This is a genomic window from Nonomuraea sp. MTCD27 (assembly GCF_041950495.1).
In the GTDB taxonomy this organism is placed as follows: Bacteria; Actinomycetota; Actinomycetes; order Streptosporangiales; family Streptosporangiaceae; genus Nonomuraea.
Window position 1 is genome coordinate 121,202 of the sequence record NZ_JBGNUW010000021.1, and the last position, 26,423, is coordinate 147,624.

Annotated in this window: 22 protein-coding genes; 8 read left to right on the top strand and 14 right to left on the bottom strand. The window is 71.3% G+C overall.

Features of this window, described 5'->3' with window-relative positions; translation table 11 throughout:
- Positions 1-279 precede the first annotated feature (279 nt).
- A complete protein-coding gene (locus ACBJ59_RS46575) occupies positions 280-1,611 on the bottom strand; it encodes an acyltransferase family protein (RefSeq protein ID WP_375116501.1) in 1,332 nt (443 codons plus the stop codon).
- Between the two features lie 256 nt (positions 1,612-1,867).
- The gene (locus ACBJ59_RS46580) at positions 1,868-3,013 is read right to left on the bottom strand and encodes a cation diffusion facilitator family transporter (protein ID WP_375116502.1); all 1,146 of its coding nucleotides are present in this window, start codon (positions 3,011-3,013) and stop codon (positions 1,868-1,870) included.
- A 49-nt stretch (positions 3,014-3,062) separates the two neighbouring features.
- Between ACBJ59_RS46580 and ACBJ59_RS46585 the strand changes: the two genes are divergently transcribed.
- Entirely contained in the window at positions 3,063-3,416 is a 354-nt protein-coding gene (locus ACBJ59_RS46585; protein WP_364112298.1) for a metalloregulator ArsR/SmtB family transcription factor, read from the top strand.
- A gap of 10 nt (positions 3,417-3,426) precedes the next feature.
- Here ACBJ59_RS46585 and ACBJ59_RS46590 read toward each other — a convergent pair whose 3' ends face one another.
- From ACBJ59_RS46590 to ACBJ59_RS46605, 4 genes are all read right to left on the bottom strand, one after another.
- On the bottom strand, positions 3,427-4,590 hold the full coding sequence (locus ACBJ59_RS46590) for an acyl-CoA dehydrogenase family protein (RefSeq protein WP_364112296.1): 1,164 nt from the start codon (positions 4,588-4,590) through the stop codon (positions 3,427-3,429).
- A 13-nt stretch (positions 4,591-4,603) separates the two neighbouring features.
- Entirely contained in the window at positions 4,604-5,116 is a 513-nt protein-coding gene (locus tag ACBJ59_RS46595; RefSeq protein WP_375116503.1) for a MaoC family dehydratase, read from the bottom strand.
- A 61-nt stretch (positions 5,117-5,177) separates the two neighbouring features.
- Positions 5,178-5,792: an ACT domain-containing protein gene (locus tag ACBJ59_RS46600; RefSeq protein ID WP_375116504.1), complete on the bottom strand. Its 615-nt coding sequence runs from the start codon at positions 5,790-5,792 to the stop codon at positions 5,178-5,180.
- Between the two features lie 194 nt (positions 5,793-5,986).
- The gene (locus tag ACBJ59_RS46605; RefSeq protein WP_375116505.1) at positions 5,987-9,106 is read right to left on the bottom strand and encodes a bifunctional cytochrome P450/NADPH--P450 reductase; all 3,120 of its coding nucleotides are present in this window, start codon (positions 9,104-9,106) and stop codon (positions 5,987-5,989) included.
- Positions 9,107-9,159: 53 nt separating this feature from the next.
- Here ACBJ59_RS46605 and ACBJ59_RS46610 point away from each other — a divergent pair, with 53 nt between their 5' ends.
- The 3 genes from ACBJ59_RS46610 to ACBJ59_RS46620 all read left to right on the top strand — a co-directional run bounded on the left by ACBJ59_RS46610 (position 9,160) and on the right by ACBJ59_RS46620 (position 11,647).
- Complete coding sequence (locus ACBJ59_RS46610; protein WP_375116506.1) at positions 9,160-9,723, top strand: TetR/AcrR family transcriptional regulator; 564 nt, start codon at positions 9,160-9,162, stop codon at positions 9,721-9,723.
- Between the two features lie 68 nt (positions 9,724-9,791).
- Positions 9,792-10,952: a thiolase family protein gene (locus ACBJ59_RS46615; protein WP_375116507.1), complete on the top strand. Its 1,161-nt coding sequence runs from the start codon at positions 9,792-9,794 to the stop codon at positions 10,950-10,952.
- Complete coding sequence (locus tag ACBJ59_RS46620) at positions 10,949-11,647, top strand: SDR family oxidoreductase (protein ID WP_375116508.1); 699 nt, start codon at positions 10,949-10,951, stop codon at positions 11,645-11,647. The genes ACBJ59_RS46615 and ACBJ59_RS46620 overlap by 4 nt, the downstream gene beginning before the upstream one ends.
- Here ACBJ59_RS46620 and ACBJ59_RS46625 read toward each other — a convergent pair.
- The 7 genes from ACBJ59_RS46625 to ACBJ59_RS46655 all read right to left on the bottom strand — a co-directional run bounded on the left by ACBJ59_RS46625 (position 11,634) and on the right by ACBJ59_RS46655 (position 19,259).
- On the bottom strand, positions 11,634-12,029 hold the full coding sequence (locus ACBJ59_RS46625) for a VOC family protein (RefSeq protein WP_375116509.1): 396 nt from the start codon (positions 12,027-12,029) through the stop codon (positions 11,634-11,636). The two genes, ACBJ59_RS46620 and ACBJ59_RS46625, sit on opposite strands and share 14 nt — an antisense overlap.
- Before the next feature lie 93 nt (positions 12,030-12,122).
- On the bottom strand, positions 12,123-12,434 hold the full coding sequence (locus ACBJ59_RS46630; protein WP_375116510.1) for a hypothetical protein: 312 nt from the start codon (positions 12,432-12,434) through the stop codon (positions 12,123-12,125).
- A 21-nt stretch (positions 12,435-12,455) separates the two neighbouring features.
- The gene (locus ACBJ59_RS46635; protein WP_375116511.1) at positions 12,456-13,694 is read right to left on the bottom strand and encodes a right-handed parallel beta-helix repeat-containing protein; all 1,239 of its coding nucleotides are present in this window, start codon (positions 13,692-13,694) and stop codon (positions 12,456-12,458) included.
- Between the two features lie 81 nt (positions 13,695-13,775).
- Positions 13,776-15,557, bottom strand: a complete 1,782-nt coding sequence (locus tag ACBJ59_RS46640) for a glycoside hydrolase family 13 protein (RefSeq protein ID WP_375116512.1) — start codon at positions 15,555-15,557, stop codon at positions 13,776-13,778.
- Positions 15,558-15,563: 6 nt separating this feature from the next.
- Positions 15,564-16,397: a sugar ABC transporter permease gene (locus tag ACBJ59_RS46645; protein WP_375116577.1), complete on the bottom strand. Its 834-nt coding sequence runs from the start codon at positions 16,395-16,397 to the stop codon at positions 15,564-15,566.
- A 2-nt stretch (positions 16,398-16,399) separates the two neighbouring features.
- A complete protein-coding gene (locus ACBJ59_RS46650) occupies positions 16,400-17,983 on the bottom strand; it encodes an ABC transporter permease subunit (protein WP_375116513.1) in 1,584 nt (527 codons plus the stop codon).
- A gap of 4 nt (positions 17,984-17,987) precedes the next feature.
- Positions 17,988-19,259, bottom strand: coding sequence for an extracellular solute-binding protein (locus ACBJ59_RS46655; protein WP_375116514.1), 1,272 nt, complete (start codon positions 19,257-19,259; stop codon positions 17,988-17,990).
- 295 nt (positions 19,260-19,554) lie between these two features.
- On the opposite strand from ACBJ59_RS46655, the gene ACBJ59_RS46660 reads away from it, so the two are divergent.
- A complete protein-coding gene (locus ACBJ59_RS46660; protein WP_375116515.1) occupies positions 19,555-21,048 on the top strand; it encodes a glycoside hydrolase family 13 protein in 1,494 nt (497 codons plus the stop codon).
- A gap of 75 nt (positions 21,049-21,123) precedes the next feature.
- The gene (locus ACBJ59_RS46665; RefSeq protein ID WP_375116516.1) at positions 21,124-22,524 is read left to right on the top strand and encodes an ATP-binding protein; all 1,401 of its coding nucleotides are present in this window, start codon (positions 21,124-21,126) and stop codon (positions 22,522-22,524) included.
- Positions 22,525-22,759: 235 nt separating this feature from the next.
- Here ACBJ59_RS46665 and ACBJ59_RS46670 read toward each other — a convergent pair whose 3' ends face one another.
- Complete coding sequence (locus ACBJ59_RS46670) at positions 22,760-24,115, bottom strand: cation:dicarboxylate symporter family transporter (RefSeq protein ID WP_375116517.1); 1,356 nt, start codon at positions 24,113-24,115, stop codon at positions 22,760-22,762.
- 109 nt (positions 24,116-24,224) lie between these two features.
- Between ACBJ59_RS46670 and ACBJ59_RS46675 the strand changes: the two genes are divergently transcribed.
- Positions 24,225-25,706 (top strand): ATP-binding protein, encoded by a 1,482-nt coding sequence (locus ACBJ59_RS46675; RefSeq protein WP_375116518.1) that lies wholly within the window; start codon positions 24,225-24,227, stop codon positions 25,704-25,706.
- On the top strand, positions 25,703-26,410 hold the full coding sequence (locus ACBJ59_RS46680) for a response regulator (RefSeq protein ID WP_375116519.1): 708 nt from the start codon (positions 25,703-25,705) through the stop codon (positions 26,408-26,410). Before ACBJ59_RS46675 ends, ACBJ59_RS46680 begins: the two co-directional genes overlap by 4 nt.
- Positions 26,411-26,423: the final 13 nt, after the last annotated feature.

Here is a 26,423-nt window from a genome sequence, read left to right on the forward strand (position 1 = left end):
GAGACGCTCATGCTACGGGTGGGCACCGACAATCGCTGGTCCTACCGGCATGCCATTACCCAGCCGCTACGCGGGGAAAGCCCTGATGAGGCGGCGCGGCGGCTCAGCGGGGTCGCCGCCGGCGACCCGGACGTCGTCGTGCACTCCACGAGCTGGCGATATGAGCCGGACGGGAAGGTCGTGCTGACATACGCGGTCTGCCCCGATCCGTCGCCCTGGTTGCCCGCGGTCGAGGTGCCCGTGCTGGAGATCGCCCGCGGCCGGGCCCCGGCGACGCCGTCACCTGAGCGGCTCGCCCTGGCCAACGTGGTCGCGCACGCGGTCAGGCACCTGGCCTTCCTCATGGCCGAGGACCCCGTGGTGTCCCGCGCCCTGTCCCGCCACCCCGGCATCGCCCCCGCCCTGAAGCCCGCCCTCAGGCCCGCCCTGGAGCCCGCTACGGCACCGGCGTGACACGCGGCGGCCCATCTCCTGCATGGGACGCTCGACGTAGCGGTAGGTCAGCGCGCTGGCGCCCACGACCAGGGCGACGGCCAGCACCGCCATGGCGACCTGGCGGGGCACCTCCGCCCGCCGCAGGTCACCGGTGACCTCCACGAAGTATTTCAGCAGCGGATGGTGCACCAGGTAGAGCGAGTAGCTGATCAGCCCGAACCACACGAGCAGCCGGGGCAGCCGCCGCCCGCGCAGCGCCATCCCGCCCGCGAACGTGGCTCCGGCCAGCGCGATCGTCGTGAACCACACGTCGGCCTGCACCCACCACCAGCCGCTCTCGATGGCCCACAGCGGCGAGATCCCGACCAGCGCCGCGGTGACCGCCACCGGCCACAGGCCGCCGTTGCCCCGCTCCCACCGGTGGATGGCCGTGCCCGCGAACATCACCGCCAGCACCGCCGTCCCCAGCCACGGCACCCGGCTGCTCAGCACCAGCAACACCACCGCCATGAGCCCGAGCACGCAGGCCGCGGCCGTACGGAGCCTGCCCAGCAGCACGCCCGCCAGCCCCACGACGAACACCGCGCACGACACGTACGCCGGCCACCCGCCGCCCAGCACCGCCCCCGGCGCGACCAGCCCGACCACCACGGCCCCGGCCGCGAACAGCATCGCCAGCAGCCCGCTGCGCCCGTGCCCGCCTGTCAGGAACAGCGCCGTGACCAGCAGGTAGAACACCATCTCGTACGAGAGCGTCCACATGGTGTCGGCCACCCCGCCGACGCTGACGACGTCGAGCAGCATGGTCGCGTGCGCCGCCACCGCGCTCCCGTCGCGCGGCACGGCCTCCCGCACCGGCACCCACCAGGCCAGCGCCAGGACGAGGACGATGACGGCGAGGTAGAGGGGGTAGAGGCGGAAGAAGCGGCTGATCCAGAAGGCGCGCACGTCGCCGTGGCGCTCCAGGGAGGTCGGGATGATGTAGCCGCTGACCAGGAAGAACACCAGGATGCCGTAGACGCCCAGGTTGAACCAGTAAGGCCGGAGAGCCGGCAGGAACCAGGGCAGCAGGTGCTCGGCCACCACCGCGAGGGCGCCGATGCCGCGCAGGGCGTCCAGCCAGGCGAGCCTCGCGACGGGGGTGGGCGCGGGCAGGGCGGCGGCGGTGGCGGACACTCGCCCCAACTTACCCGTTCCGCAGGGGGTGATGCGGGGGTTGGCGCCTTTCGGGCCCCACCTCCCGCGGGGTTGCGGCAGTCCGTCAGGAGGGCGCGGCACGGCGGCGAGGACGTGCGGCGTGCGGCGCGGGCCCGGAACGCGAACGGTCAGGGCGGCCGGTCAGGGCGGCCGATCAGGGCAGCCGGTCAGGGCAGCCGAAATGGGCCGGGGGGATGAGACGGGCGGATGAGACGTCGGTGGGCGGAGGGGAGGGTCAGCGGGTGCGGTGGGCGGTCAGGGAGGCGTGGTGGTCGGCGCCGGCCGGGCCGTGCGGGTCCGTGTGGACGGTGGCGGCCCGCAGCCGGGGCAGCTCGTGGATGAGCCGGTGCTCCGCCTCCACCGCCACCTTGTGCGCCGCCACGACCGACATGTCGTGATCGACGAGGATCTCCACCTCGGCATGCAGCGCGTGCCCGATCCACCGCAGCCGTACGGATCCCACCTGCCGCACCCCGTCGACCCCGGCCAGGATGCGCTCGGCGTCGTCCACCAGGGCGGGGTCCACGGCGTCCATGAGCCGGTGGTAGATCTCGCGGGCGGCGTCGCGCAGCACGAAGCAGATGGCGACCGTGATCAGCAGCCCGACGATCGGGTCGGCGATCGGGAAGCCGAGCGCGGCGCCCCCCGCGCCCAGCAGGACGGCCAGCGAGGTGAAGCCGTCCGTCCTGGCGTGCAGGCCGTCGGCCACCAGGGCGGCCGAGCCGATCTCCTTGCCCACCTTGATCCGGTAGCGGGCCACCCACTCGTTCCCCGCGAACCCGATCAGCGCCGCCACGGCCACCCAGCCCAGTGCCGTGATCTCCTGGGGATCCAGCAGCCGCCGGACGGCCTCGTACCCGGCCAGCGCGGCCGAGGCGGTGATGAGCGCGACGATCACGATGCCCGCCAGGTCCTCGGCCCGGCCGTACCCGTAGGTGAAGCGGCGGGTGGCGGCGCGGCGGCCGAGCGAGAACGCGATGGCCAGCGGCACGGCGGTGAGCGCGTCGGCCAGGTTGTGCAGGGTGTCGCCGAGCAGCGCGACGGAGCCCGAGGCCACGACGATGACCGCCTGGACGGCGGCGGTGACCATGAGGACGGCGAACGAGATGCCCAGCACGCGCATGCCGCGGCTGCTGCTCTCCAGGGCGGAGTCGGTCTTGTCCGAGGTGTCGTGGCTGTGGGGGGCGAGCGCGTGGACGACCCGGCCCAGCACCGCCTTGATCCCCCGGCCCCGCTCCTCACCGTGCCCGTGGCCGTGGCCGGTCTCATGACCGTGGCCATGACCGTGGCCATGACCGTGGCCATGACCGTGCCCATGACCGTGCTCGTCCCCATGATCGTGCTGGTGCGGTGTCGAAGCCGGGTCGCGCTGGTCAGACATGGCATCCCTCGCTTGCGCAATTCGTCCCTTTTGACCAGGATATGTAGTCATGTACGCACGCGACAACACCTCAGGTGCGGAACCGTCGCAAGAACCTACCCCCGCCCAGGTGGACGCGGCCATCGAGGCGTTCAGGATGCTCAGCGACGGCACCCGGCTCCGCCTGATGTGGCTTCTGTCGTCCGGGGAACGCGATGTGAACTCACTTGCCGGGGCCATCGGCGTGCCCCGCCCGTCGGTGTCCCAGCACCTGGCCAAGCTCAGGCTGGCCGGACTGGTGAACACCCGCCGGGACGGCCGCCGGGTGCTCTACCGGGCCAGGGACTCCCACGTACGGGCGCTGATCGCGGAAGCCCTGTTCCACGCCGACCACGAGGTGTCGGGCCTGCCCCGGCACGACTGATCCGGGGAGGTTACCAGCCCACCTTGCCCTTGCCCGAGATGAGCGCGCGGGCGATCACCATGCGCTGGACGTCGTTGGTGCCCTCGCCGATCGCCATCAGCGGCGCGTCCCGGTAGAGCCGCTCGACCACGAACTCCTGCGAGTAGCCGTACCCGCCGTGGATCCGCATCGCCTCCAGCGACGCCTTCAGCGCCACCTCCGAGGCGAAGTACTTCGCCATCCCCGCCTCCATGTCGACCCGCTTGCCCCCGTCGGCCTGGGACGCGGCCCAGTACGTGAGCAGCCGGGCGGCCTGGATCTCCGTGGCCAGGTCGGCGAGCTTGAGCTGGATGGCCTGGAACTCGGCGATCGGCTGCCCGAAGGCCGTGCGCTCGCGCGAGTAGTTCAGCGCGGCGTCGTACGCGGCCTGGGCGACGCCGACGGCGCGGGCGGCGATGTTGATCCGCCCCATCTCCAGCCCGCCGAGCACCTGCTGCATGCCGCGCCCCTCGACGCCGCCGAGCAGGCCGGACACCGGCACGCGCACCTCGTCGAGCACCACCTCGCACGTCTCGGTGCCCTTGTAGCCGAGCTTGGGCAGGTCGCGGCTGACGCTGAAGCCCGCCGACGACGGGTCCACGAGCAGCACCGACATGCCCTTGTGCGCCGGCTCGGCGATGGAGGTCTTGACCAGCACCGGCAGCGGGTCGGCGTGCCGGGCGTTGGTGATCCACGTCTTGGTGCCGGTCACGACGTAGTGGTCGCCGTCGCGTACCGCCCGGGTCTGGATGCCCTGCAGGTCGGTGCCCGCGCCGGGCTCGGTCAGCGCGATCGCGGTGCGGCGCGCGCCGCTGGCCAGGTCGGCGAGGTGCAGCCGCTTCTGCTCCTCGGTGCCGTGGCGGGCGATCATCCAGCAGGCCAGCGAGTGGGACCCGATGGTGCCCGCCACGCCCATCCAGCCCCGCGCGATCTCCTCGAAGACCAGCGCGAACGAGACCATGTCGGCCTCCATGCCGCCGTACTCCTCCGGCACGGACAGGCCGAACAGCCCCATCTGCTTCATCTTGTCGACGATCTCGGTGGGATAGCGGCCGGAGTGCTCCCACTCGGTGGCCACCGGCAGGATCTCCTTCTCCACGAACGCGCGCAGGGTCTCGCGGAAGGCCTTCTGCTCGTCGGTCAGCTCGAAGTCCATGTGCCTCAATTCCTCAGAGCGGGCCGGTCCTGGCCTGTGGGAAGTAGCCCTTGTCGTGCGGGGCGTGGCGCTTGTAGACCATGACGGTCCGCGTCCAGGACATGATCTCGTCACCGTCCTGGTTGAGCCCGCGCGTGTAGCAGGTGACGATCCCCGCGTACGGGCGCGACTTCGACTCGCGTTTCGCGGTCACCTTCGACTCGGCGTAGAGGGTGTCGCCCACGAACACCGGGTGGGTGAGCTTGATGTCCTCCCAGCCGAGGTTCACGATCGCCGTCTGGCTCACGTCGATGACGGAGATGCCGAGCACGATCGCCACGGTCAGCCCGGAGTTCACGATGATCTTGCCGGTGGGGGACCTGGCGGCGAGGTGGGCGTTGAAGTGGTTCTGGTTCGTGTTCATGGTCAGGAGCGTGAACCAGGTGTTGTCGGCCTCGCTGATCGTGCGGCCCATGGGGTGCTGGTAGACGTCCCCGACGGTGAAGTCCTCATAGTAGCGGCCGATGGCGGGCTCGTGAACGGTCAAGGGCTCTGCTCCTGTTGACAACGATCAGACCGCTCACGTTAGTGACCAGATGATTGTTCGGTCAATCAGCCACGTACGACCGGGCGGCCATCTTCGAGACCACGTCCACGATGCGGGCGGCGCGCTCGACCTCGGCGCGGTGGAAGACCGGCCCCTCGGCGCGGGCCACCACCAGGTGCAGCCCGGCCGCGACCACCGGCAGCAACATCAGCCGCAGCTCCTTGGCGTCCATCGTGATGGCCCGGGGAGGCGGCTCGGGCAGCTCGAACTCGCTGGGGGCGGCCAGCGAGGCGTGCCGCACCGCCCCGTCGACCACCGCCACCGACCACTCCGCGCCGCACAGCCCCGGCAGCGCGTCCACCAGCGTGGCGAAGCCCCTGGCGGGCTCGGCGGCCACGTGCATGAGCAGGTCGTAGTCGAGGGCCGAGCCGGGCACCTCCTTGGTGGGCCAAACCCCTTCAACGCGTACGCCAGGCATGGCGGACAGCCGCTCGCGCGCCTCGGCGGCGGTCACCGGGCCCGGCCAGGACACCGTGAAGTCGTCCACGGCCCGACCGGCCTCCCGCTCGAGCACGGTGACCTGCAGGATGTCCGCTCCCAGCGCACCCAGCGCCTTCGCAACCTGCCCGAGACCGCCCGGCCGGTCGGGCAACGACACCCTCAGTCGCAGCAGCATTGCCGCCCCCTTTCCAGAGGCTCTCACAGTGCCGTGGAAAGGTTTCCAGCATGTTCCACGGATATGTCGCACATGCTGCGGTTATATCCCAGGATGCAGTGTTAAGTCCGGATTGTCGATAAAAGGGAGTTGGGGTTTCCGCAGGTCATCGTGTTGTTGCTGCCAATTTCTGACAATTCCCTCATTACCTGCCGCTAGGCGAACACGTCCTGCTGGTAGCGGCCCGCCGCCTCCAGCCCGGCCAGCCAGGCGGCCCCGTCCGCACCGGTCCTGTCGCGGTGGATGTCCAGCAGGGCCTGCCGCACGGCGGGCGCCATCCGCAGGCCGTCGCCGCAGACGTAGACGTGGGCGCCCTGCGAGAGCAGCTCCCACACCTCGTCCGCGCGGGCGGCGACCGCGTCCTGGACGAACCGGTACGGGTGCCCCGCCACGGCCGAGTACGCGCGGTGCACCGTCACCCCCTCGGCCTCGTCCCAGGCGGCCAGCTCGGTGGCGTAGAGCAGATCGTGCTCGGGGTGGCGGCACCCGGTGAACACCTCGGCCCGCCCGGTGGCCCCGGTCAGCGCGCGCTCCTCCAGGAAGCCGCGCAGCGGCGCGAACCCCGTGCCGGGGCCCACCAGGATCACCGGCGTGGCCGGGTCGTCCGGCAGGCGGAACGGCGGCGCGGGCACCCGGACGTAGCCGTAGAACACCTCGCCCTCCTTCAGCCCCGCCAGGTAGGCCGAGCACATGCCCTGGTAGGTGCCGGTGCCGGACCAGGCGGGGCCCTCGACGAGGCCGACCGTGAGGCGTACCAGGGCGGGGTCGGCCAGCGGCGAGGAGGACACGGAGTAGTAGCGCGGCTTGATCGGCCCGGCCAGCTCCAGGAACACCGGCAGCGGCAGCTCGATCGCCGGGAAGCGCTCCAGCAGGGCCAGCGGGGAGACGCGCTTGGCGAGGATCTCGTCGGCGTAGCTCTCGGTCAGCTCGGCGAGCTGGCCCGTGGTCCACGGGCAGGCGGTGTGGTCCGCCAGCGCCCGCAGGTCGGACCTGGTGGCCACCTCCTGCAGCTCGGCGAACTCGGTCAGCAGCAGCCCGGCCGTGACCGGCGTGTCCACGGGCAGGTGGGTCGCGCCGGCGGTGCGCAGGCGCACGACCTGCTCGCGCGGGACGCGCAGGCAGCGCAGCGCCCACTCCACCAGCTCGGGGTCGTTCTTGGCGAAGACGGCCACGTGGTCGCCGGCCGAGTACGTCACGCCCTCGGGCAACCGGGCCACGATGGAGCGCACGCCGGGGCGCGGCGCCTCGACCGAGAAGTCCCAGAGCCCCTCGGGGTCGCCGGTGAGCTCCTCGTTGGAGACGACGGTCAGCGGGACGGCCCGCTCGGAGACCACCGAGGGCCTGACCTCGGCCTCGGTGAGCACCTCCATGGCGTAGCGCGGCCCGGCGCCCGCCCCCAGATCCGTGGCCGCGCTGTACTCCGCGGCCAGCGCCGCCCACAGCCGGGCGGTCCAGGCCGACACGTCGCCGTCGAAGTCGCCGTCGGTGTCGGCCTCGCCGCGCTCGACCAGCGGCACGGCCCCGGCGGCGGTCAGCTTCTCGAACGCGCGCCGGGGGAAGTCCTGGTACGTCGGCCACTGCGTGTTGCCGCAGCCCAGCACGGCCAGCCGCACTCCGGACAGGTCGGGCAGGGACTCCAGGGCGTCGAAGCGCTGGGCGTTGTCGGGGGCCTTGCCGTTGTAGGAGGAGGCCACCACGACGAGCAGGCCCTCGGCGGGCGGCGTCAGCTCGTCCAGCGTGGTCAGCGTGGTGGCGAACCCGGCCCGCCCGGCCCGCTCGGCCAGCCGCTCGGCCAGGTCGGCGCTGGTGCCGAGGTTGGAGCCGTACGCGACGGTGAGCGGCACGCCCGTCACGGCGATGTCCTGCTGCTCGCTCTCCTGCGCCCGCTGCTCGGCCACGACGGCGCGCTCGTGCGCGCGCCGCTCGCGGACCCGGAGCGTGAACCCGTCCGGCTTGAGGGTGAGCGTCTGCTTGATCTTCATCCGGTAGGCGCCGGGGTCGGACAGGGCGAAGCGCCGCAGGATCATCGCCAGCGCGAGCCGGGCCTCGGTGAGGGCGAACTGGCGGCCGATGCAGGCCCGCTCGCCGTTGCCGAACGGCTTGTACGCGCCGGGGTGGTGGTGCTTCTTGTGCTCGGGCAGCCAGCGGTCGATGTCGAACTCGTCGGGCCGCTCCCACGCCTTGGCGCTGCGGTGCAGCGGCGGCAGCAGCACGCCGACGCCCTGGTCACGCGGGATGAGGTAGTCGCCGAGCATGGTGTCCTGGACGGCGCTCACGGCGAAGACAGGGATCGGCGACCAGACCCGCAGCGTCTCCTCCAGGATGCGGGGGATGACGTCGAGCTTCATGATCGTCTCGTACGTGGGCGGCTCGTCGCCCGGCAGCAGCCGGTCCACCTCGTCGTACGCGCGGGCCAGGGTGTGCGGCTCGCGCAGCAGGTTGTACAGGGCGAAGGCGAGCAGGCCGCTGGTGGTCTCGTGGCCGGCGATCAGGAACGTGAGGACCTGGTTGCGGATGTTCTCGTCGGACAGGCGGGCGCCGCTCCGCGGGTCGGACGCCTCCAGCATGAGCCCCAGCAGGTCCTTGGCGCCCCCGCCGCCCTCGGCCCGGCGCTGCCTGATCACGTCGTCGACGAGCGCCTGCATGGTGGCGATGTCGCGCCGGTAGGTCTCCTCGTGCTTCTTCTTGAGCCGGGTGACGAACGGCAGCTGCTGGTTGCGCAGCATGGCCTCGGTCAGCGCGCCGCCCATGGCCTTCAGGAACGGGTGCAGTTCGGGCGAGTCGAACGAGTGGAACCGGTAGCCGAACCCGGTGAGCGAGATCGTGTCGAGCGTCAGCCGGGTCATGTCGTCGGCGACGGGCAGGTCCTCCCCCTGGCGACCTGCCCACGACTCGACGAGCTGCTCGGCGACCTCGAGCATCTGGGGGTAGTAGGCCTTCATCGAGCGCTGGCTGAAGGCCGGCATCAGGATGCGATGCGCGTGGCCCCACACCGGCTCGTGCAGCTCGGCCGTGAACAGGCCGTCGCCGCCGAAGTCGCGCACGATCGACAGCGGCGGGTTGATCCGCTTGACGAACCGGCTCTCGTCGCACAGCTGGACGACCAGGTCCGGGTCGTACGCCAGCACGACCCGGCGCCCGGCGATCTCCAGCTGGAAGATGCCCTCCTCGTGCTCGGCGGCCACCTTCACGAAGTGCTCCACCGGCGAGTGCGACGGGATCTGCAGCGTGTTGCCCACGATCGGCAGACCTTGCGGGGCGGGGATCCGCGCCATGAGTGCTCCCTTCCATAGCCATACACCGTATGGCTGACGCTACCATACGGTGTATGGCAGTGAGCGCGCGCAGGGGCGCACCCCTGACTCTCGAAGAGATCAGCTCCGTGGCATTGCGCCTGATAGACGAGGGCGGCATGGAGGGGCTGTCCATGCGCAAGCTGGCGGCCGAGCTGAACGTCAACCCGATGTCGCTCTATCACCACGTGGCGAGCAAGGAGGCGCTGATCGGCCTGATCTGCGCCACGGCGGCCCACCACGTCCAGCTGCCGCCGGACGACGGCTCGCCCTGGCAGGAGCAGCTCAGGGAGCTGGCCCTGGCCTACTACCGGCACGCGCGGGAGCACCAGAGCCTGTGGACCTACCTGCAGAACCATCCGGAGGCCGTCGCGGACCGGCAGATGTCGATCTGGCAGGCGCTCTATCGCATCCTGCGGCTGGCGGGGGTGCCGGAGTCGGAGCTGCGGCGCACGAGCGACGTGCTGCACGCGTTCGTGACGGGCTTCGTCGTCGCCGAGACGCGCGGCCACCTGCCGGACGACCCGGACGAGATCAGCCGCGACTTCGACACGGCCATCCGGCTGATCATCCATGGATTGGCGGGTTTCTCCAGCTAAGTGTTGCGTTGGAAAATCCAACTCACCTAGAGTGGGTTCGGTTTTCCAACTGACAAGGAGGGGCCGCGATGCGTGACGCCGTCATCGTGGAGGCCGTACGCACCCCGATCGGCAAGGGCAAGCCCGGCGGGGCCCTGTCCGGGGTCCACCCGGTCGACCTGCTCGCCCACGCCCTGAGCGCGCTGGTCGAGCGCAGCGGGATCGACCCGTCCCTGGTGGACGACGTGATCGGCGGCTGCGTCGACCAGGTGGGCGAGCAGGCCATGAACACCACCCGCTACGCCTGGCTGGCGGCCGGCCTGCCGGACTCGGTGCCCGCGGTCACCGTCGACCGGCAGTGCGGCTCGTCCCAGCAGGCCGTGCACTTCGCCGCCCAGGGAGTCCTGTCCGGCGCGTACGACCTGGTCGTGGCATGTGGCGTGGAGTCGATGAGCCGCGTGCCCATGTGGTCGAACGTGCCCGCCGGAGCCGACCCGTTCGGCCCCGCCGTGGCCGCCCGCTACCCGGAGGGCCTGGTGCCGCAGGGCATCAGCGCCGAGCTGATCGCCGCCAAGTGGTCACTCGGCCGCGAGCAGCTCGACGCGTTCTCCGCGCACTCGCACGCCAAGGCCGCCGCCGCGTCCTTCGCCGACGAGCTCGCACCCGTGGCGGGCCTCGACCACGACGAGTCGGTACGGCCGTCCACCACCGGGGAGATCCTCGCCGGGCTCCGGCCCGCCTTCGCCGACCCCGGCTACGCCGAGCGGTTCCCGCAGATCTCCTGGTCCGTCACGGCGGGCAACTCCAGCCCGATCAACGACGGGGCCGCGGCGGTGCTCATCACCACCTCGGAGACGGCGGCCCGCCTCGGCCTGAAGCCGCTGGCCCGGCTGCACACCTTCGCCGTCACGGGCTCCGACCCGGTCCTCATGCTCACCGGCGTGATCCCGGCCACGGAGAAGGTCCTGCGCCGCGCCGGGCTCCGGCTGGCCGACATCGACCTGTTCGAGGTCAACGAGGCGTTCGCCAGCGTCGTACTGGCCTGGCAGCAGGAGACCGGCGCCGACCCCGCCAAGATCAACGTCAAGGGCGGCGCCATCGCCCTCGGCCATCCCCTGGGCGCCAGCGGCGCCCGCATCACCACCACCCTCGTCCACGCCATGCGCGAGCACGGCGCCCGCTACGCACTGCAGACCATGTGCGAGGCGGGCGGCCTGGCCAACGCCCTCATCCTGGAGCACACCTCATGAAGATCTCCGGCAGCACCGCCCTCGTCACCGGCGCGAACCGCGGCCTCGGCGCCGTCTTCGCCCGCGCCCTCCTGGAGCGCGGCGCCCGCACCGTCTACGCCGCCGCCAGGAACCCGGACACCGTCACCGACCCGGACCTGACGCCCATCGCGCTCGACATCACCGACCCGGCCGCCGTGACGGCCGCGGCCGGGCGCTGCACCGACGTGGACCTCCTGATCAACAACGCGGGCGTCCTCCTGCCGTACGGCCCCGGCCAGGAATCGGCCCGCGCGGAGATGGAGGTCAACTACTTCGGCACGCTCGCCATGAGCGACGCCTTCGCGCCCGTGCTGGCCCGCAACGGTGGCGGGGCCCTGGTGAACGTGCTGTCGGTGCTGTCGTGGGTGACGTTCCCGCACCTGCGCACGTACTCGGCGGCCAAGGCGGCGGCCTGGTCGCTGACGAACGCGCTGCGGGTGGAGCTGCGCGAGCAGGGCACCCACGTGCTCGGCGTGCACGCCGGCTACATCGACACCGACATGGCCGCCGGCGTCACCGACCCCAAGGTCAGCCCGGCCGAGGTGGTCGCGCAGGCGCTCGACGGCCTGGAGCAGGGCGCGTACGAGGTCCTGGCCGACGGCGTCAGCCAGAACGTCAAGGCCGCCCTGTCGGGCGGCCTCGAGCTCCTCTACCCCGCGCTCACTCCCCGCTAGGGCGTTCCTGCAGCACCCATCCGTTGCCGTCGAGATCGTTGAAGAACACGAACGAGTTCCACCGGCCGCCCTTGCCGTCGGCCAGGGTGCCGTCCTTCTCGTAGTGCTTGACGTCGCTGACCTCGACGCCGCGCCCGGCCAGCTCGGCCCGCGCGGCGTCGATGTCGGGCACCACGAGCTGCAGCCCCCGCACGGCACCCCCGGCGGGCGCGCCGATCACGATCGAGCAGGCCGACCCGCGCGGGGTGAGCTGCACGATCCGCGTGCCGGGGCTGATCCGGGTGTCGTGGTCGACCACGAACCCGAGCCGCTCGCTGTAGAACTGCTTCGCCTTCTCCACGTCGGCCACCGGGATCGACACCACCTCGAGCTTCCAGTCCACTGGGTCCCTTCCTTTCCGATGCTCTGTGCTGGTCTGTCACCAACGCGTCGAACAGGCGGCCCCGGATTCGACCGGCTCTCCCGGCGGATCGTCTCAGCCCGCCGCCTCCCAGACGGCCTCGAACGCCACCGGGGTGATCTCGGTCAGCTCCCAGATCTCCAGCGGCTGGTCGGTGAGGAAGCCCTGCTCGTCGTGCAGGTGCCGCCACCAGTAGCGGCGGGCGGCGCGGTCGGCGCCCACCTCGACCTGCCGGACGGCCCAGTGCTCGCCGTCGCCCTCGACGCTCTCGAACAGCCAGGCGCGCCCGTCGTCGTCGCCCATGTGCCAGTAGTGGCGGGGGGCGTCGGACTCGGCGAGCTGCCGCACCAGCGGCCGGCGAAGATCTTCAGGAACCTCTGGAACCACGCTGACCACTCTAGACACGTCTCAGCGCTGGTACGCCCCGGCGTCCGGGGAACCGGTCAGGGGCTTGCCCGCGAGGTCCTTGGCGAAGGCCTTGCCGCCGTACCACCTGGCGGTGAGGGACACGCCGCGGCCCAGCGCCGGGGAGCCGGGGCGCAGGCGCAGGTCCGTACGGGAGACGAACTTCGGGTCGGCCATGACCGACTTGGGCCCGAGCTTGAACCTGGCCGTGCGGCCCTTGTACACGCTGCCGGCCTCGTCGGCGCCCGCGCCGTCCTCCCAGCCCGCCTCCCCGCCCACCAGGATCACGTTGTTGCGCAGCTTCAGGATCGACGGCGAGCACCCGTCGTGGCAGGACCAGCCGATGGTGTCCGCGGCCGGCAGATAGACCGAGTTGTGCACGGCGACCGTGCCCTTGACCGGGCCGACGATGTGGCGCGGGCCGCGGGTGATGAGGAAGGAGCCGCGGCTGCGCGAGGAGGTGACGACGTTGAAGGCGAAGAGGTTGCCGGTCGCGGTCTTGCCCTTCTGGGCGCCGAGCTCGGTGAACGTCTCGTTGTTCCGGGAGGTGTTGTGGGTGACCCGGTTGCGGTCGCCGTTGAAGATCTCCACGGCGGCGCCGTCGGTGCCGTAGTCCTCGCTCTTGGCGAAGCTGCCGGTGATGGTGTTGCCGGTCACCACGTTGTCGTCGCCGTTGAGGAGCACGCCGAACGCGCCGGAGTCGTTGTCGCCGCCGTCGTCGTTGACGCTCATCCGGTTGTTGTCGGTCAGGACGCTGTCGCGGATGGTGTTGCGCGAGCCGGACGGCGTGACGTACACGCCGGCGATGTTGCGGTCGGCCTGCACGCCGGCCAGCTCGTTGGAGTCGCCGCCGACCTCGAAGCCGGACCAGCGGCAGCCGGAGGCGCGCAGGCCGCTGATGCGCCAGTGGTTGCCCTTGACGACCACGCAGTCGGCCTCGCCGCCGCTGATCCTGGCGAGCGCGCCGCTGCCGTAGGCCCGGACGACGATGGGCCGGGCGGCGGTGCCGTTGGCCTCCAGCGTGAGCGGCCCGGTGAAGGAGCTGCCCCGCTTGAAGGAGACGGTGTCGCCCGGCTTGAGCTCGGCGGCGTTGACGTTGGCCAGCGACTTCCACGCGGCGGCCGCGCTGGTGCCGGCCGCCGCGTCGTCGCCCGACCTGGAGTCGACGTAGTAGGTGGTGCCCGCCTGTGCGCTCGTCTGGGCTGCGGCCGCGGACGGTACGGCAGGCAGGAGCGAGGCCATAACGGCTACGGAGAGCAACCTCATGCGAGCACACCACTATCTAGTTGGGGACACGGAGAATCAGCAGAGGCAACCGTAGCGTCATCGACGCGTGAGGCGCCACACACGTAGCGAAGGTCCTTCGCCGGGGATGACGTCACCGTCCGGCGCGTTGTACAGGCCGGTCGCGTGCGTGCCGAGGGCGAGCGGCTCGCCCGGCGCGCGGCGTGCGCACACCAGGAGTGACTCCTCGTACGTCTCGCGCGCGAAGACCAGGCAGTCGGCGTCGGCGTGCAGCCAGCGCAGGCCGCCGTGCCGCAGGGCGGGCTCGGCCCGGCGCAGCCCGAACAGCTCCCGGTAGCCGGCCAGCGTCTCCAGGTCCTGGTCGTGCGGCCGGTTCCAGGGCATCGGGGTGCGGGAGTGCTCGCCGTTCACGCCGGTCAGGCCGAACTCGCTGCCGGCGAAGACCATGGGCGTGCCCGGCAGCGTGGCCTGCAGGCCGAGCGCGAGCAGGTGGCGCTCGCGCGAGCCGGTCACCGTGCGGATGCGGGGCGAGTCGTGCGAGTCGAGGAGCTGCCAGGAGTGCACGAGCGAGCGCCACGACATCTGCGAGGCGAACGACCGGAACGCGGCCAGCGTGGCCCGGCCGTCGCGCTCCGGCACGCCGCCCGGGGCGCCGAGGAAGTGCTCCAGGTCCAGGCCGGGGTCGCGCAGCCAGGCCCAGACGGGCCGGGTGAAGCCGCCGTAGTTCATGGTGCCGTGCCAGCCGTCGCGGTCGAGGTCGCGGGTGGCGTCGTGGTTGTGCTCGGCGATGAAGGCGGCCTCGGGGCCGAGCTGGGCCCGCAGCAGGGCGGCGACCTCGTGGGCGTAGTCGTCGCCCCCGCGCCTGCCGGTCATGTTGGCCACGTCCACCCGCCAGCCGTCCAGCGGGCCGAGCCACTTCTTCAGCACCGCCGTCATGCTGGAGCGCACCAGCTCGCTGCCCCAGTTGAGCTTGGGCAGCGTCTTGAACCCCCACCAGGACTCGTAGTCGCCGGTCTCGGGGTCGAAGTAGAACATCTCGCGCTCGGGGGCGTTCACGTCGGAGACGGCCGCGGTGAACCATTCGTGCGCGTCGCCGCAGTGGTTGGTGGTGATGTCGCCGAGCAGCCGCATGCCCCGGTCGCGCAGCGCGCCGGACAGGCGGTGCAGGGCGTCGTCGCCGCCGAGCAGCGGGTCCACGTGCTCGAAGTTCGAGGCGTCGTAGCGGTGGTTGGAGCGGGCGGGGAAGAACGGCGTCAGGTAGACGGTGTCGACGCCGAGGCTCTGGACGTGGTCCAGCCGCCGCACGATGCCGTCGAGGTCGCCGCCGTAGAACTGCTGCGAGGTGCCGGGGCCGGTGGCGATCACCGGGTCGCGGTCCCAGTCGCGCGGCATCGCCCAGTCGGGCACGTCGGGCATGGGCCCGGAGCGGTCGAAGCGGTCGGGGAAGATCTGGTAGACGATCGCGTCCGGCATCCACGACGGCGGCGCCTGGTGGCAGACCAGGCGGAAGTCGCCGGCGTCGGTGAGGTCGTGGCCGAACAGCCCGGCCGCGGTCAGCCAGGAGTGCCCGCTCCCGGTGCGCAGCAGGAAGCGGTACGGGGTGACGGGGTTGACCGCGGTGATCTCGGCCCGCCACCAGACGTCGGTGCGGCCGTACCCGCCCGCGTCCCGGCGCGAGGGGTCCGGGGACGCCTCGAAGTAGCGCGGCTCCCCGTCGTGCACCGCGCGCACGTGCACGCCGGTGACCCCCGCGGCCAGCGGCGCCCGCAGCCAGACCGTCACCCGCGAGCCGAGCTCGGGCCGCTGGTCGGAGACATACAGAGCTGAGCCGTCGTGATGCGGCTCCCCCAGATAGCGCATCTGCACCTATCCCTTGACAGCTCCGGCGGTGAGCCCGGAGACGATGTACTTCTGCAACCACAGGAACACACCGACCGTGGGAACGGCGGTGATCAGCGTGGCCGCGGCGAACATGCCGAAGTTCGCGTTGCGGTGGTCGCCGGCGATCATGCCGTACATGCCGACGGCGAGCGTCTTGCTCTCCGGGTCGCGCAGGAACACGTTGGCCATGAGGAACTCGCTCATCGTGCCGATGAACGCCAGCAGCGCGGTGACCGCGAGGATGGGCGTGACCAGCGGCATGATGACGCGCCAGAAGATCTGGGCGTGGGTGGCGCCGTCCACGGTGGCGGCCTCGTCCAGCTCCTTGGGCACCGTGTCGAGGAACCCCTTCATCAGCCAGGTGTTCACGCCGAGCGCGCCGCCGAGGTAGAGCAGCAGGAGCCCCCAGACGGTGTTGAAGCCGAAGGCCGGGTAGAGCTCGGTCACCTCGGTGAAGATCATGAAGATCGTCACGATGGCGAGGAACTGCGGGAACATCTGGATGAGCAGCAGCGCCAGCAGACCGACGCGCCGCCCGGCGAAGCGCATGCGGCTGAAGGCGTACGCGGCCAGCATCGACAGCAGCAGGCTGGCGAACGACGACACCAGGGCGATGAAGACCGAGTTGAAGAACCAGCGGGCGAACGGGTAGGTGTCGGAGGTCAGCAGGTTGGCGAAGTTGTTCAGGCTCGCGCCGGTGGGCAGCAGGTCCGTGGAGGCCAGCGTGCCCATCGGGTTGATCGCGGCGGAGAGCACGAACAGGATCGGGAACACCGCGAACGCGCACACGATGAGCACGTAGGCGTGCCGTAGCGTCATCTTCACGCGTAGATCTCCTCCTGCCTGCGGGTGCGCCGGAACGCCACGGCCGAGATGACGGCCACGATGGTGAAGATGAACACCGAGATCGCCGCCGCGAAGCCGAACTGCGCGCCGCCCGCCCCGAACGCCAGCCTGAACGTGTAGGTGATGAGCAGGTCGGTGCCGCCCACCTGCGGGTTCTCGGCGGGGAAGGGGCCACCGTCGGTGGTGAGCGCGATGGCGTTGAAGTTGTTGAAGTTGTAGGCGAACGACGAGATCAGCAGCGGCGTGAGGGCGACGAGCAGCAGCGGCAGCGTCACCCGGCGGAACGCCCGCCACGGCGTGGCCCCGTCGATGGCGGCCGCCTCGGTCAGCTCGCGCGGGATGGCCTGCAGCGCGCCGGTGGTGACCAGGAACATGTACGGGAAGCCGAGCCACAGGTTGACCAGGATGACCCCGAACCGGGCGGTGCCCAGCTCGCCGAGCCAGTCGATGTTGGCGCCGAGCAGCTGGTTGATCAGGCCGAAGTCGCGGTTGAACATGTCGCGCCAGACCAGCAGCATGGCGAAGGCGGGCATCGCGTACGGCAGGATCAGCGCGATCCGGTAGAACCGGGTGCCGCGCATGCGCGGATGGTGCAGCGCCAGGGCCACCGACATGCCGAGCCCGAACGTGCCGAGCACGGAGACCAGGGCGAAGAAGATGTTCCAGCCCAGCACCCCCGCGAAGTATCCCGAAATAGTGGGATTTGTCAGCACGCGGGAGAAGTTGTCCAGGCCGACGTTGACCTGCCAGCCCTGTGCCAGGTGCTCGCCCTCGGCGTTGACGAAGTAGCCCTGCCCCTCGTCGGCCGTCCAGGTGCCGCCCTCGCCGCGTACGCAGTCGCAGCCGGCGTCGTACACCAGGGCGGCCTTGCCCTCGACGGCCCGGCTGAGCCCGTTCGCCTTGATCAGGCCGTCGCCGGTCGGGACGGCCAGCGCGGAGACCTCCGGCCCGCGGGCGGCCGCCTGGGGCGCCTTGAGCACGGTCAGCCCGGGCGCGCTCAGCACCTTGCCCGTGACGCCGACCTGCGCTCCGTCCAGCCGCGAGAGCCCGTCGGCGGTCCCCAGCGAAACCTGCTCGGTCGCCGGGTCCACCAGCAGGAACACCAGCTCCTCGCCGCGCAGCGCCACGGTCAGGGAGTACTCGGGCGAGCCGGGCGCCTGCCGGACCGAGCCGGTCTCGATGGCGGTGATCGCGGCGGCCTTGTCACCGCGGTGCCCGTCGCCGAAGTTCGTGAACGCGGTGGTCACCGTGTAGACGACGGGGAACACCTGGAAGGCGAGCAGGAAGACGGTGCCGGGAACGAGGTACTTGGCGGGGATGAAACGCCGGGTCAGGTAGAGGTAGGCGATGAGCGCGCCCACCGCGCACAGCAGCCCCAGCGAGACCCACGACCCGGCGGCGACCAGCGGCGGCACGGCGTAGAGCAGGATCGCGGCGGCGATGGCCAGCACCATGATCCTGCTCACCACGAACGCCGTGGTGATCTCCCGGCGGGGCCGCGGAGCCGGCTCGGCCGGCCCCGCGCCCTCTCTGGGTGCCTCACGCACGTCCAGAGCCATGACGTCAGTTCTTGAGCGAGCCGTCGATGGCCTTCTGCGCCGCCGCGGCGGCCTTGGCCGCGTCGCCGCCCTTGACCACGGCCGTCTCCGCGATGCCGAACGGCTCCCAGATGGCGGCCATCTCGGGGATGGCGGGCATCGGCATGCCGTCCTTGCCGGCGTCCATGAACTTGGCCGCGTCCGGGTCGCTCGCCTGGACCTCCTGGAGGGCGGCGGTCAGCGCCGGGGGCCTCGGGTCGGCGTCGTAGAGCGCCTTGGCGACGTCCTTGTCGGTCACGTAGTTGGCGACGAACTCCTGGGCCAGGGCCTTGTTCTTGCCCTTGGAGGCGACGAAGAAGCTCTGCACGCCGACGAAGGGGGTGGCGGGCTCGCCGTCCTTGAACGACGGCACGGCCGTGATGTCGTACGTGATGCCGCCCTTCTTGACCTCGCTGATCGCCCACGGGCCGGAGACGAGGTAGGCGCACTTGCCGCCGGCGAAGTTGACGATGTAGTTCTCGTTGGTCAGCGAGGTGCGCAGGGCGCCGTCGCCCTTCTCGCCGAGCGCCTTGAGCTTCTCGAACGCCTTGACCGACTCCGGCGAGCCGAGCAGCACCTGCTTGGGGTCGGGGTCGCCGGTGGCCGTGGCGCCGAACAGGGCGCCGCCGCCGGAGGCGAAGATCGGGTAGACGTGGAAGGCGTCGCCCTTCTGGCCGACGGGGATGCAGAGCACCTCCTTGACCTTGCCGTCCTTCTTGAGCTCCGTGCCCTTCTCGATCATGTCCTCGATCGTGGCGGGCGCGTCGGGGGCGAGCTCGGTGTTGCGGATCAGGGCGATGTTCTCGACCGCGTACGGGGCCCCGTAGATCTGGCCGTTGAACGTCACCGCCTGGATCGCCTTCGGGGAGAAGGCCGCCTTCTGCTCCTCGGTCAGGGTGACCGGGTCGATGGCGCCGTTCTGCACCAGGTTGCCGATCCAGTCGTGCGCGCCGATCATGATGTCCGGCCCGCTGCCCTGCTGGGAGGCGGTCAGGAAGGTCATCTGGTTGTCCTTGCTGATCTCCTTCACCTCCACGGTCACGCCGTTCTCGGTGCCGAACCGGTCCGCGAAGGGTTTGAGCGGCTGCACCCGGCTGGGGTCCGCCCAGATCACGAGCGTGCCGCCGCCGGCCACCGCGGTGGGGGCGGAGGCTGACGCACTGGGTGCCGCCGGTGCCGCCGACTGGGAACTGCCGCACGCCGTCGCGGCGAACGCGAGGGTGGCGAGGGCTGCCACACCCAGAGCCCGCATGCGCATGGGGGACCTCCTGAGGTCACGGAGGAACGGCGGCGCGACACGCGCCGCCGTCAGAGGAAAGCTTGAACGTTTCCGGGACGCTAGCGGCTCTTTGCAAGAATTGGAAGAACTTGCGAAAGAGCGTTACCTGATCCAGATCCTGCCCAGCCTGTCTGACCTGGCGGGCAACCCGTCCCGGCGGCTGCGGAGGAGATCTGCAACTTTCCGAAACTTGCACTTGACCATCGGCGGGCGATCGCGACATCCTTCACAGAACATCACCCGACATCTCGGGTCATCCGGGGGAAGGACAACCATGCTCGGCAACGACGACTGGTGGCGCGACGCCGTTGTGTACCAGGTCTACCCGCGAAGCTTCGCCGACGCCAACGGCGACGGCGTCGGCGACCTCGCAGGCGTGCGCGAGCGCCTGGACTATCTGTCCGAGCTGGGCGTGGACGCCATCTGGCTGAGCCCCTTCTACACCTCCCCCATGGCCGACGGCGGCTACGACGTGGCCGACTACCGGGACGTGGACCCGATGTTCGGCTCGCTCGCCGACTTCGACGCGCTCGTCGCCGACGCGCACGCCAAGGGCATCAGGGTCATCGTGGACCTGGTGCCGAACCACTCCTCCGACCAGCACCCCTGGTTCAAGGCCGGCCTGCGTGACCGTTACGTCTTCCGTGACCGGCCCAACGACTGGGAGTCGATCTTCGGCGGCCCGGCGTGGACGCAGGTCGAGGACGGGCAGTGGTACCTGCACCTGTTCGCCCCCGAGCAGCCGGACCTCAACTGGGACAACCCGGAGGTGCGCGCCGAGTTCCGCGACATCCTGCGCTTCTGGCTCGACCGGGGCGTGGACGGCTTCCGGATCGACGTGGCGCACGGCATGATCAAGGCCGCGGGCCTGCCCGACGTGGGGCAGAAGGAAGGCCCCCAGGCCGAGATGCTGGGCGACGAGCAGGTGCCCTATTTCGACCAGGACGGCGTGCACGACATCTACCGCGAGTGGCGGCCGATCCTCGACTCCTACCCGGGCGGGCGGATGGCGGTGGCCGAGGCGTGGGTGTCCTCGCCCGAGCGCCTGGCCCGCTACGTGGGCCCGGACGAGCTGCACCAGGCGTTCAACTTCGAGTTCATGATGGCGGACTTCCACGCCAAGTCGTTCCGCAACGTGATCGAGAAGTCCCTGAAGGAGGCCGAGCTGGTCGGCGCGCCCACCACGTGGGTGCTGTCCAACCACGACAAGCCGCGCCACGTCACCCGGCACGGCGGCCTGGCCCGCGCCCGGGCGGCCACCCTGCTCATGCTGGCCCTGCCCGGCTCGGCCTACCTCTACAACGGCGAGGAGCTCGGCCTGCCCGAGGTGCTCGACCTGCCCGACGAGCTGCGCCAGGACCCGGCGTTCCGGCGCCGGGGCGACAGCCGCGACGGCTGCCGGGTGCCGCTCCCGTGGATCTCCGCCGAGGGCCTGGGCTGGCGCGACCCGTGGCTGCCGATCCCGGCCGAGTGGTCGGCGCTGTCGGCCGAGGCCCAGGAGGACGACCCCGCCTCCACGCTGAACCTCTACCGGGCCGCGCTGAAGCTGCGCAAGCGGCACCCGGCGCTCGGCGGCGGCACACTGACGTGGCTCGACTCCCCCAAGGACGTGCTGGCCATCGAGCGCGACCCCGGGCTGGTCGTGGTGCTGAACACCGGTGAGGAGCCGGTGCGGCTCGACGTGGCCGGCGAGGTGCTGCTGTCCAGCGGCCCGCTCGCGGCCGACGGCACCCTCCCGCCCGACACCACAATCTGGCTGCAGCGCTGACGATTGGCGGAATCTTTCCCTCTACCCGGCAAATACCCGACAAATGGCAGCAATCACGCTCGGTAACCTCGGGGAGTGGCACCCTGGTGGGCCAGGTCCCTGCGCGGACGCGTCACCCTCATCGCGACGGCTGTAGCGGCCCTCGTGCTGATCCCCGTGGCCATCGGCGGCATCCTCACCGCGCGGGCCCTGATCGCCGCCAGCGTCTACAACGCCACCAGGGACACCGCCGAGCGGATCGCGTACGAGATGCGCGGGGGCGCCCTGCCCATGGGCGCCTCCATCCCGCTGCCCGACCCGTCGGTGGACCTGATCCAGATCGTCGGGCCCGACGGGCGGTTCCTGGCCACCAGTGACGCGGCCAGGAACCTGCCGCCGCTCAGCGACGTGCGCCCCACCACGGAGAACCGGGTGGTCAACACCACCAGCTGCCTGCCCACCGAGTGCGTGCACCTGTCGGCGGTGCGGGTGTCCATGTACTCCGACTCCCCCATCGTCTACGCCGGCCGCAGCACACCCGACGCGCTGGCCGGCCGGACCCTCGAGGTCATCGTGCTCGCCGAGGTGGCCCTGCTCATCGCGCTGGCCGCGTGGGCGACGTGGCTGGTCACCGGCCGGGCGCTGAGACCGGTGGCGACCATGCGCGCCGAGCTGGACGCCGTGCACGCCGGCGACCTCAGCCACCGCGTCTCGCAGCCGCCGGGCGACGACGAGGTGGCCCAGCTCGCCCGCGCCGTCAACGGCACGCTGGCCCGGCTGGAACGTTCCGCACAGCAGCAGCGCCAGTTCGCCTCCGACGCCTCGCACGAGCTGCGCACCCCGATCGCCGGCCTGCGGGCCCAGCTGGAGAGCGCCCAGCTCTACCCGGACGACACCGACATGGAGGCGCTGGTCGAGAGCGCGCTGCGGGACACCGACCGGCTGGAGGCGATCATCACGGACCTGCTGCTGCTGGCCAGGATCGGCTCCCGGGTGGACATGGCCAAGGAGCGCATCGACCTGGCCGACCTGGTGCGCCAGGAGCTCGCGGTACGCAGCGACAAGATCCCCGTGCGCGTGGACCTGGCCGAGGGGGTGGTGGTCGAGGGCGTACGCCTGCAGCTGGCCCGGGTCCTGACGAACCTGCTGGACAACGCCCAGCGGCACGCCGAGCACACGGTCCGGGTCACGGTCTCCCGGGAAGTCTCCAGGGAGGGCCCCAGGGACGGGCACAGAGACACCCCCAGAGACGGCCACAGGGACGGCGGCACGGCGGTGCTGGCGGTGGAGAACGACGGCATGGAGATAGCCGTGGAGGACCGCGAGCGCATCTTCGAGCGCTTCACCCGCCTGGACGCCGCCCGCAGCCGCGACGCCGGCGGCACCGGGCTGGGCCTGGCCATCGCGCGGGACGTGGCGATGGCGCACCGCGGCCAGATCTGCGTGGAGGACTTCAGGGGAGGCGCCAGGTTCGTCCTGCGCCTTCCGGCCGTCTGAGCGGCCTTTTCCAGAAGTCCGGCGCTTTCGTCGTCCCGCAGGCTCTCTCCCACCGCACTTCGGCTGGGGGTCCTGATGAGGAGCGGGCCGCCTCTCGGCGGGGAGAGCCGGAGCGGCCGCGATGGGGCCTCCGGCAGGGGAGGCCCGTCGCAGCCGGTCGTGGGGCCGTCAGGCAGGGCGCCGGGCGGCCGTTGTGGGGGCGTCCGGCAGGACGCCGGGCGGCGGTCGTGGGGCGTCAGGCGGGGGACATCTGCTTGGCGGGTTCGCGCGGTTCGTCGCCCGTGTCCCCGCCGGTCCCGGTCCCGGCGTCGTCGTCGTCCAGCAGCGTGGCCTCGTCGAACGGCGCCTGCCCGGCCAGCACGCGGTCGGCCCGCTCCCGGTCGAACTCCCCGGTCCAGGTGCCGACGAGTACGGTGGCCACGGCGTTGCCGGCGAAGTTCGTCAGTGCCCTGGCCTCGGACATGAACCGGTCGATGCCCACGATGAGGCCCACGCCGTCCACCAGCTCGGGCCGGTGCGCCTGCAGGCCGCCGGCCAGCGTGGCCAGCCCCGCCCCGGTCACGCCCGCCGCGCCCTTGGACGCGATCATCATGAACAGCAGCAGCGCCACCTGCTCCCCGAACTCCAGCGGCGACCCCGTGGCGGTGGCGATGAACAGCGTGGCCATGGTCAGGTAGATCGCGGTGCCGTCGAGGTTGAAGGAGTAGCCGGTCGGCACGGTGATGCCCGCCACGGTCTTGCTCACGCCCAGGTGCTCCATCTTGGCGATGAGCCTGGGCAGGGCCGTCTCCGACGACGACGTGGACAGGATCAGCAGGAACTCGCGGCCCAGGTAGCGCAGCAGCGACCACAGGTTGATCCGGGCGACCAGCCACAGGATCGTGCCCAGCACCACGCCGACGAACAGCAGACACGTCACGTAGAAGGCGACCATGATGATGGCCAGGCTCTTGAGCGCCTCGATGCCGGTGGCGCCCACGACGGCCGCGATCGCCCCGAACGCGCCCACCGGCGCCGCCCACATGATCATGGCGAGGATGCGGAACACGAGCCGCTGGAAGTGCTCCACCCCGCGCAGGATCGGCGCGCCCTTGGGCCCCATGGCCTGCAGCGCGAACCCGGTCAGCAGCGCGACCAGCAGCGCCTGCAGCACGGAGCCGTCGGTCAGCGCCGACACCACCGTCTCGGGGATGATGCCGAGCAGGAAGTCGACCGTGCTGGCGTCCGCCCCCTTGGCCGCCTCCGCCTCGGCGGCCTGCCGGGCGGTGTCGGTGAGCTGCAGCCCGGAGCCGGGGTCGATGAGGTTGCCCACGACCAGGCCGATGACCAGCGCTACTGTGGACATGACGATGAAGTAGCCGAGGGCGAGGCCGCCGACCTTGCCGACCTTGGCGGCCTGGCGCACCGAGCCGATCCCGAGCACGATCGTGCAGAAGATGATGGGACCGATCACCATCTGGATCAGCGCGACGAAACCGGTGCCGAGGGGTTTGAGCTCCTTGCCCACGTCCGGCCAGATGAAGCCGACCAGGATCCCGAGCAGGACCGCCACGATGACGGCCAGGTAGAGATAGCGAGTGCGATCGCGCATAGGGGGGTTCTCCGGCTTTTTGGGAGGGACCTTCTTGATGTGCGACTATGCGGCTCACCAGTGATGCAGGTCACTATTGAGTAAGTTTCGTTCACGAAAGAGATGTCAGATGCGGCGCTGGAGCCTGGCGGGGCAGATGCTCGTCCTGCAACTGCTCGTGGTCGCCGTCACCGTGGCGGGCGGCGCGGCGCTCGCCCTGGTGCAGGCCCGCGAGCTGCTCACCGAGGAGGCGGGCCGCACGGCGAGCGCCGTCGCGGTCAGCGTGGCGGCCTCCCCGGACGTGCTGGACGCCCTGGACGAGGCGGACCCGAGCACGCGGCTGCAGCCGTACGCGGAGCGCGTGCGCACGGCGACCGGGGTCGACTTCGTCACCATCATGAAGCCCGACGGCACCCGCTACACCCACCCGAACCGGACCGAGATCGGCAAGCGGTTCCTCGGGCACACCGGGCGGGCCCTGGCGGGCGAGACGTTCACCGAGACCTACACCGGCACGCTCGGCGCCTCCAGGCGGGCGGTCACGCCGGTCATGGCGGACGGGCGGGTGCGCGCGCTGGTCAGCGCCGGCATCACGATCGACCGGATCAGCGGCAGGTTGCGCGACCAGCTCGCCTGGGGCGCGCTGCTCGTCGCGCTCGCGCTGTCCCTGGGCGCGGCGGGCACCTGGCTGGTCACCGCCCGGCTGCGCCGCCAGACGCACGGCCTTGGCCCGGTGGAGCTGGGCCGCATCCACGAGCACCACGACGCGGTCCTGCACGCCGTCAGGGAGGGCCTGCTGCTGGTGGGCCGGGACGGCACGCTGACGCTGTGCAACGACGCGGCCCGGCTGCTGCTCGGCCTGCCCGCCGACGCCGAGGGCCGGCACGTGCGCGAGCTGGGCCTGGCCGAGGTGCTCACCGCCGGCGAGGAGCGGGTCCACCTGGTCGGCGACCGGGTGCTGGCCGTCAACAGCGCCGCCAGCAGGCTCGGCACGGTCGTCACCGTACGTGACCACACCGAGCTGCAGGCGCTGACCGGCGAGCTCGACGCCGAGCGCGGCTTCGCCGACTCGCTGCGCTCGGCCGCGCACGAGTCGGCCAACCGGCTGCACACCGTCATCACGCTGGTGGAGCTGGGCCGCACCGAGCAGGCGGTGGCCCTGGGCACCGCGGAGCTGCGGGCCGCGCAGGAGCTGACCGACCGGGTGGTGGGCTCGGTACGCGAGCCGGTGCTGGCGGCGCTGCTGCTGGGCAAGAGCGCCGAGGCGGCCGAGCGCGGGAGTGAGCTGGTCATCAGTCAGGACAGCGAGCTGGACGACCCGGGCCTCGACCCGCGCGAGCTGGTCACGATCGTGGGCAACCTGATCGACAACGCGTTCGACGCGGCCTCCCGGGCGGAGGTGCACCTGAGCGGGGACGAGCGGGGCGTGGTGATCAGGGTGTCCGACGACGGGCCCGGGCTGACCGGCCCGGCGGCCTTCGAGAAGGGCTGGACCACCAAGGGCGACGGGCACGGGCTGGGCCTGGCGCTGGTGGGGCAGGCGGTGCGGCGGCTGGGCGGCACGATCGAGGTGGCGGGCTCGACGTTCACGGTGAGGCTGCCCCGATCATGACCGTCCCGGTGCCGGGCTCGGGCCCGGTCATCTCCGTTCTGGTGGTCGAGGACGAGGAGATCACCGCCGAGGCCAACCGCATCTACGTGGAGCGGGTGCCCGGGTTCGAGGTGGCCGGGGTGGTCCGGTCGGGCCAGGAGGCGCTGCGCTTCCTGCGCGGGCGGCCCAGGGATCGGCCCGTGGACCTCATCCTGCTCGACCTGTACCTGCCCGACATGCACGGGCTGGAGGTGTGCCGGGCGGTGCGCGCGGCCGGCCTGATGTGCGACGTGATCGCCGTCACCTCCGCGCGCGATCTGGCCATGGTGCGTTCAGCGGTGTCGCTGGGGATCTCCCAGTACCTGCTCAAGCCGTTCACGTACGCGACACTCGCCGAGAAGCTCACGCGTTACGCCCGGTTCAAGGAGGAGGCCGGCCTGGCGGTCGGGCAGGGCGACGTGGACCGGTTGCTGGGCGCCCTGCGCGGCCCCTCGGAGCTGCCCAAAGGCATGGCGCGGGACACCCTGGACACCGTGGTGGCACGGTTGCGGCAGCACCCGCACGGGATGGGCGCGCAGGCCGTGGCCGAGGCGATCGGGGTGTCCCGTGTGACGGCCCGGCGCTACCTGGAATACCTGGTCGAGCTGGGTGTGGCGGCCCGCATCCCGCAGTACGGCGGAGTGGGTCGGCCAGAGTTGCTCTACCGGATCCCCATGGAAAGTTAATGACGGTGACGCT

Excerpts from the sequence above, each read along its gene's own strand:
- ACBJ59_RS46650 (WP_375116513.1), bottom strand. The coding sequence starts at position 17,983 with ATGGCTCTGGACGTGCGTGAGGCACCCAGAGAGGGCGCGGGGCCGGCC.
- ACBJ59_RS46635 (WP_375116511.1), bottom strand. The coding sequence starts at position 13,694 with ATGGCCTCGCTCCTGCCTGCCGTACCGTCCGCGGCCGCAGCCCAGACG.
- ACBJ59_RS46605 (WP_375116505.1), bottom strand. The coding sequence starts at position 9,106 with ATGGCGCGGATCCCCGCCCCGCAAGGTCTGCCGATCGTGGGCAACACG.
- ACBJ59_RS46610 (WP_375116506.1), top strand. The coding sequence starts at position 9,160 with ATGGCAGTGAGCGCGCGCAGGGGCGCACCCCTGACTCTCGAAGAGATC.
- ACBJ59_RS46645 (WP_375116577.1), bottom strand. The coding sequence starts at position 16,397 with ATGACGCTACGGCACGCCTACGTGCTCATCGTGTGCGCGTTCGCGGTG.
- ACBJ59_RS46670 (WP_375116517.1), bottom strand. The coding sequence starts at position 24,115 with ATGCGCGATCGCACTCGCTATCTCTACCTGGCCGTCATCGTGGCGGTC.
- ACBJ59_RS46600 (WP_375116504.1), bottom strand. The coding sequence starts at position 5,792 with ATGCTGCTGCGACTGAGGGTGTCGTTGCCCGACCGGCCGGGCGGTCTC.
- ACBJ59_RS46680 (WP_375116519.1), top strand. The coding sequence starts at position 25,703 with ATGACCGTCCCGGTGCCGGGCTCGGGCCCGGTCATCTCCGTTCTGGTG.
- ACBJ59_RS46660 (WP_375116515.1), top strand. The coding sequence starts at position 19,555 with ATGCTCGGCAACGACGACTGGTGGCGCGACGCCGTTGTGTACCAGGTC.
- ACBJ59_RS46655 (WP_375116514.1), bottom strand. The coding sequence starts at position 19,259 with ATGCGCATGCGGGCTCTGGGTGTGGCAGCCCTCGCCACCCTCGCGTTC.
- ACBJ59_RS46585 (WP_364112298.1), top strand. The coding sequence starts at position 3,063 with ATGTACGCACGCGACAACACCTCAGGTGCGGAACCGTCGCAAGAACCT.
- ACBJ59_RS46615 (WP_375116507.1), top strand. The coding sequence starts at position 9,792 with ATGCGTGACGCCGTCATCGTGGAGGCCGTACGCACCCCGATCGGCAAG.
- ACBJ59_RS46675 (WP_375116518.1), top strand. The coding sequence starts at position 24,225 with ATGCGGCGCTGGAGCCTGGCGGGGCAGATGCTCGTCCTGCAACTGCTC.
- ACBJ59_RS46590 (WP_364112296.1), bottom strand. The coding sequence starts at position 4,590 with ATGGACTTCGAGCTGACCGACGAGCAGAAGGCCTTCCGCGAGACCCTG.
- ACBJ59_RS46580 (WP_375116502.1), bottom strand. The coding sequence starts at position 3,013 with ATGTCTGACCAGCGCGACCCGGCTTCGACACCGCACCAGCACGATCAT.
- ACBJ59_RS46620 (WP_375116508.1), top strand. The coding sequence starts at position 10,949 with ATGAAGATCTCCGGCAGCACCGCCCTCGTCACCGGCGCGAACCGCGGC.
- ACBJ59_RS46640 (WP_375116512.1), bottom strand. The coding sequence starts at position 15,557 with ATGCGCTATCTGGGGGAGCCGCATCACGACGGCTCAGCTCTGTATGTC.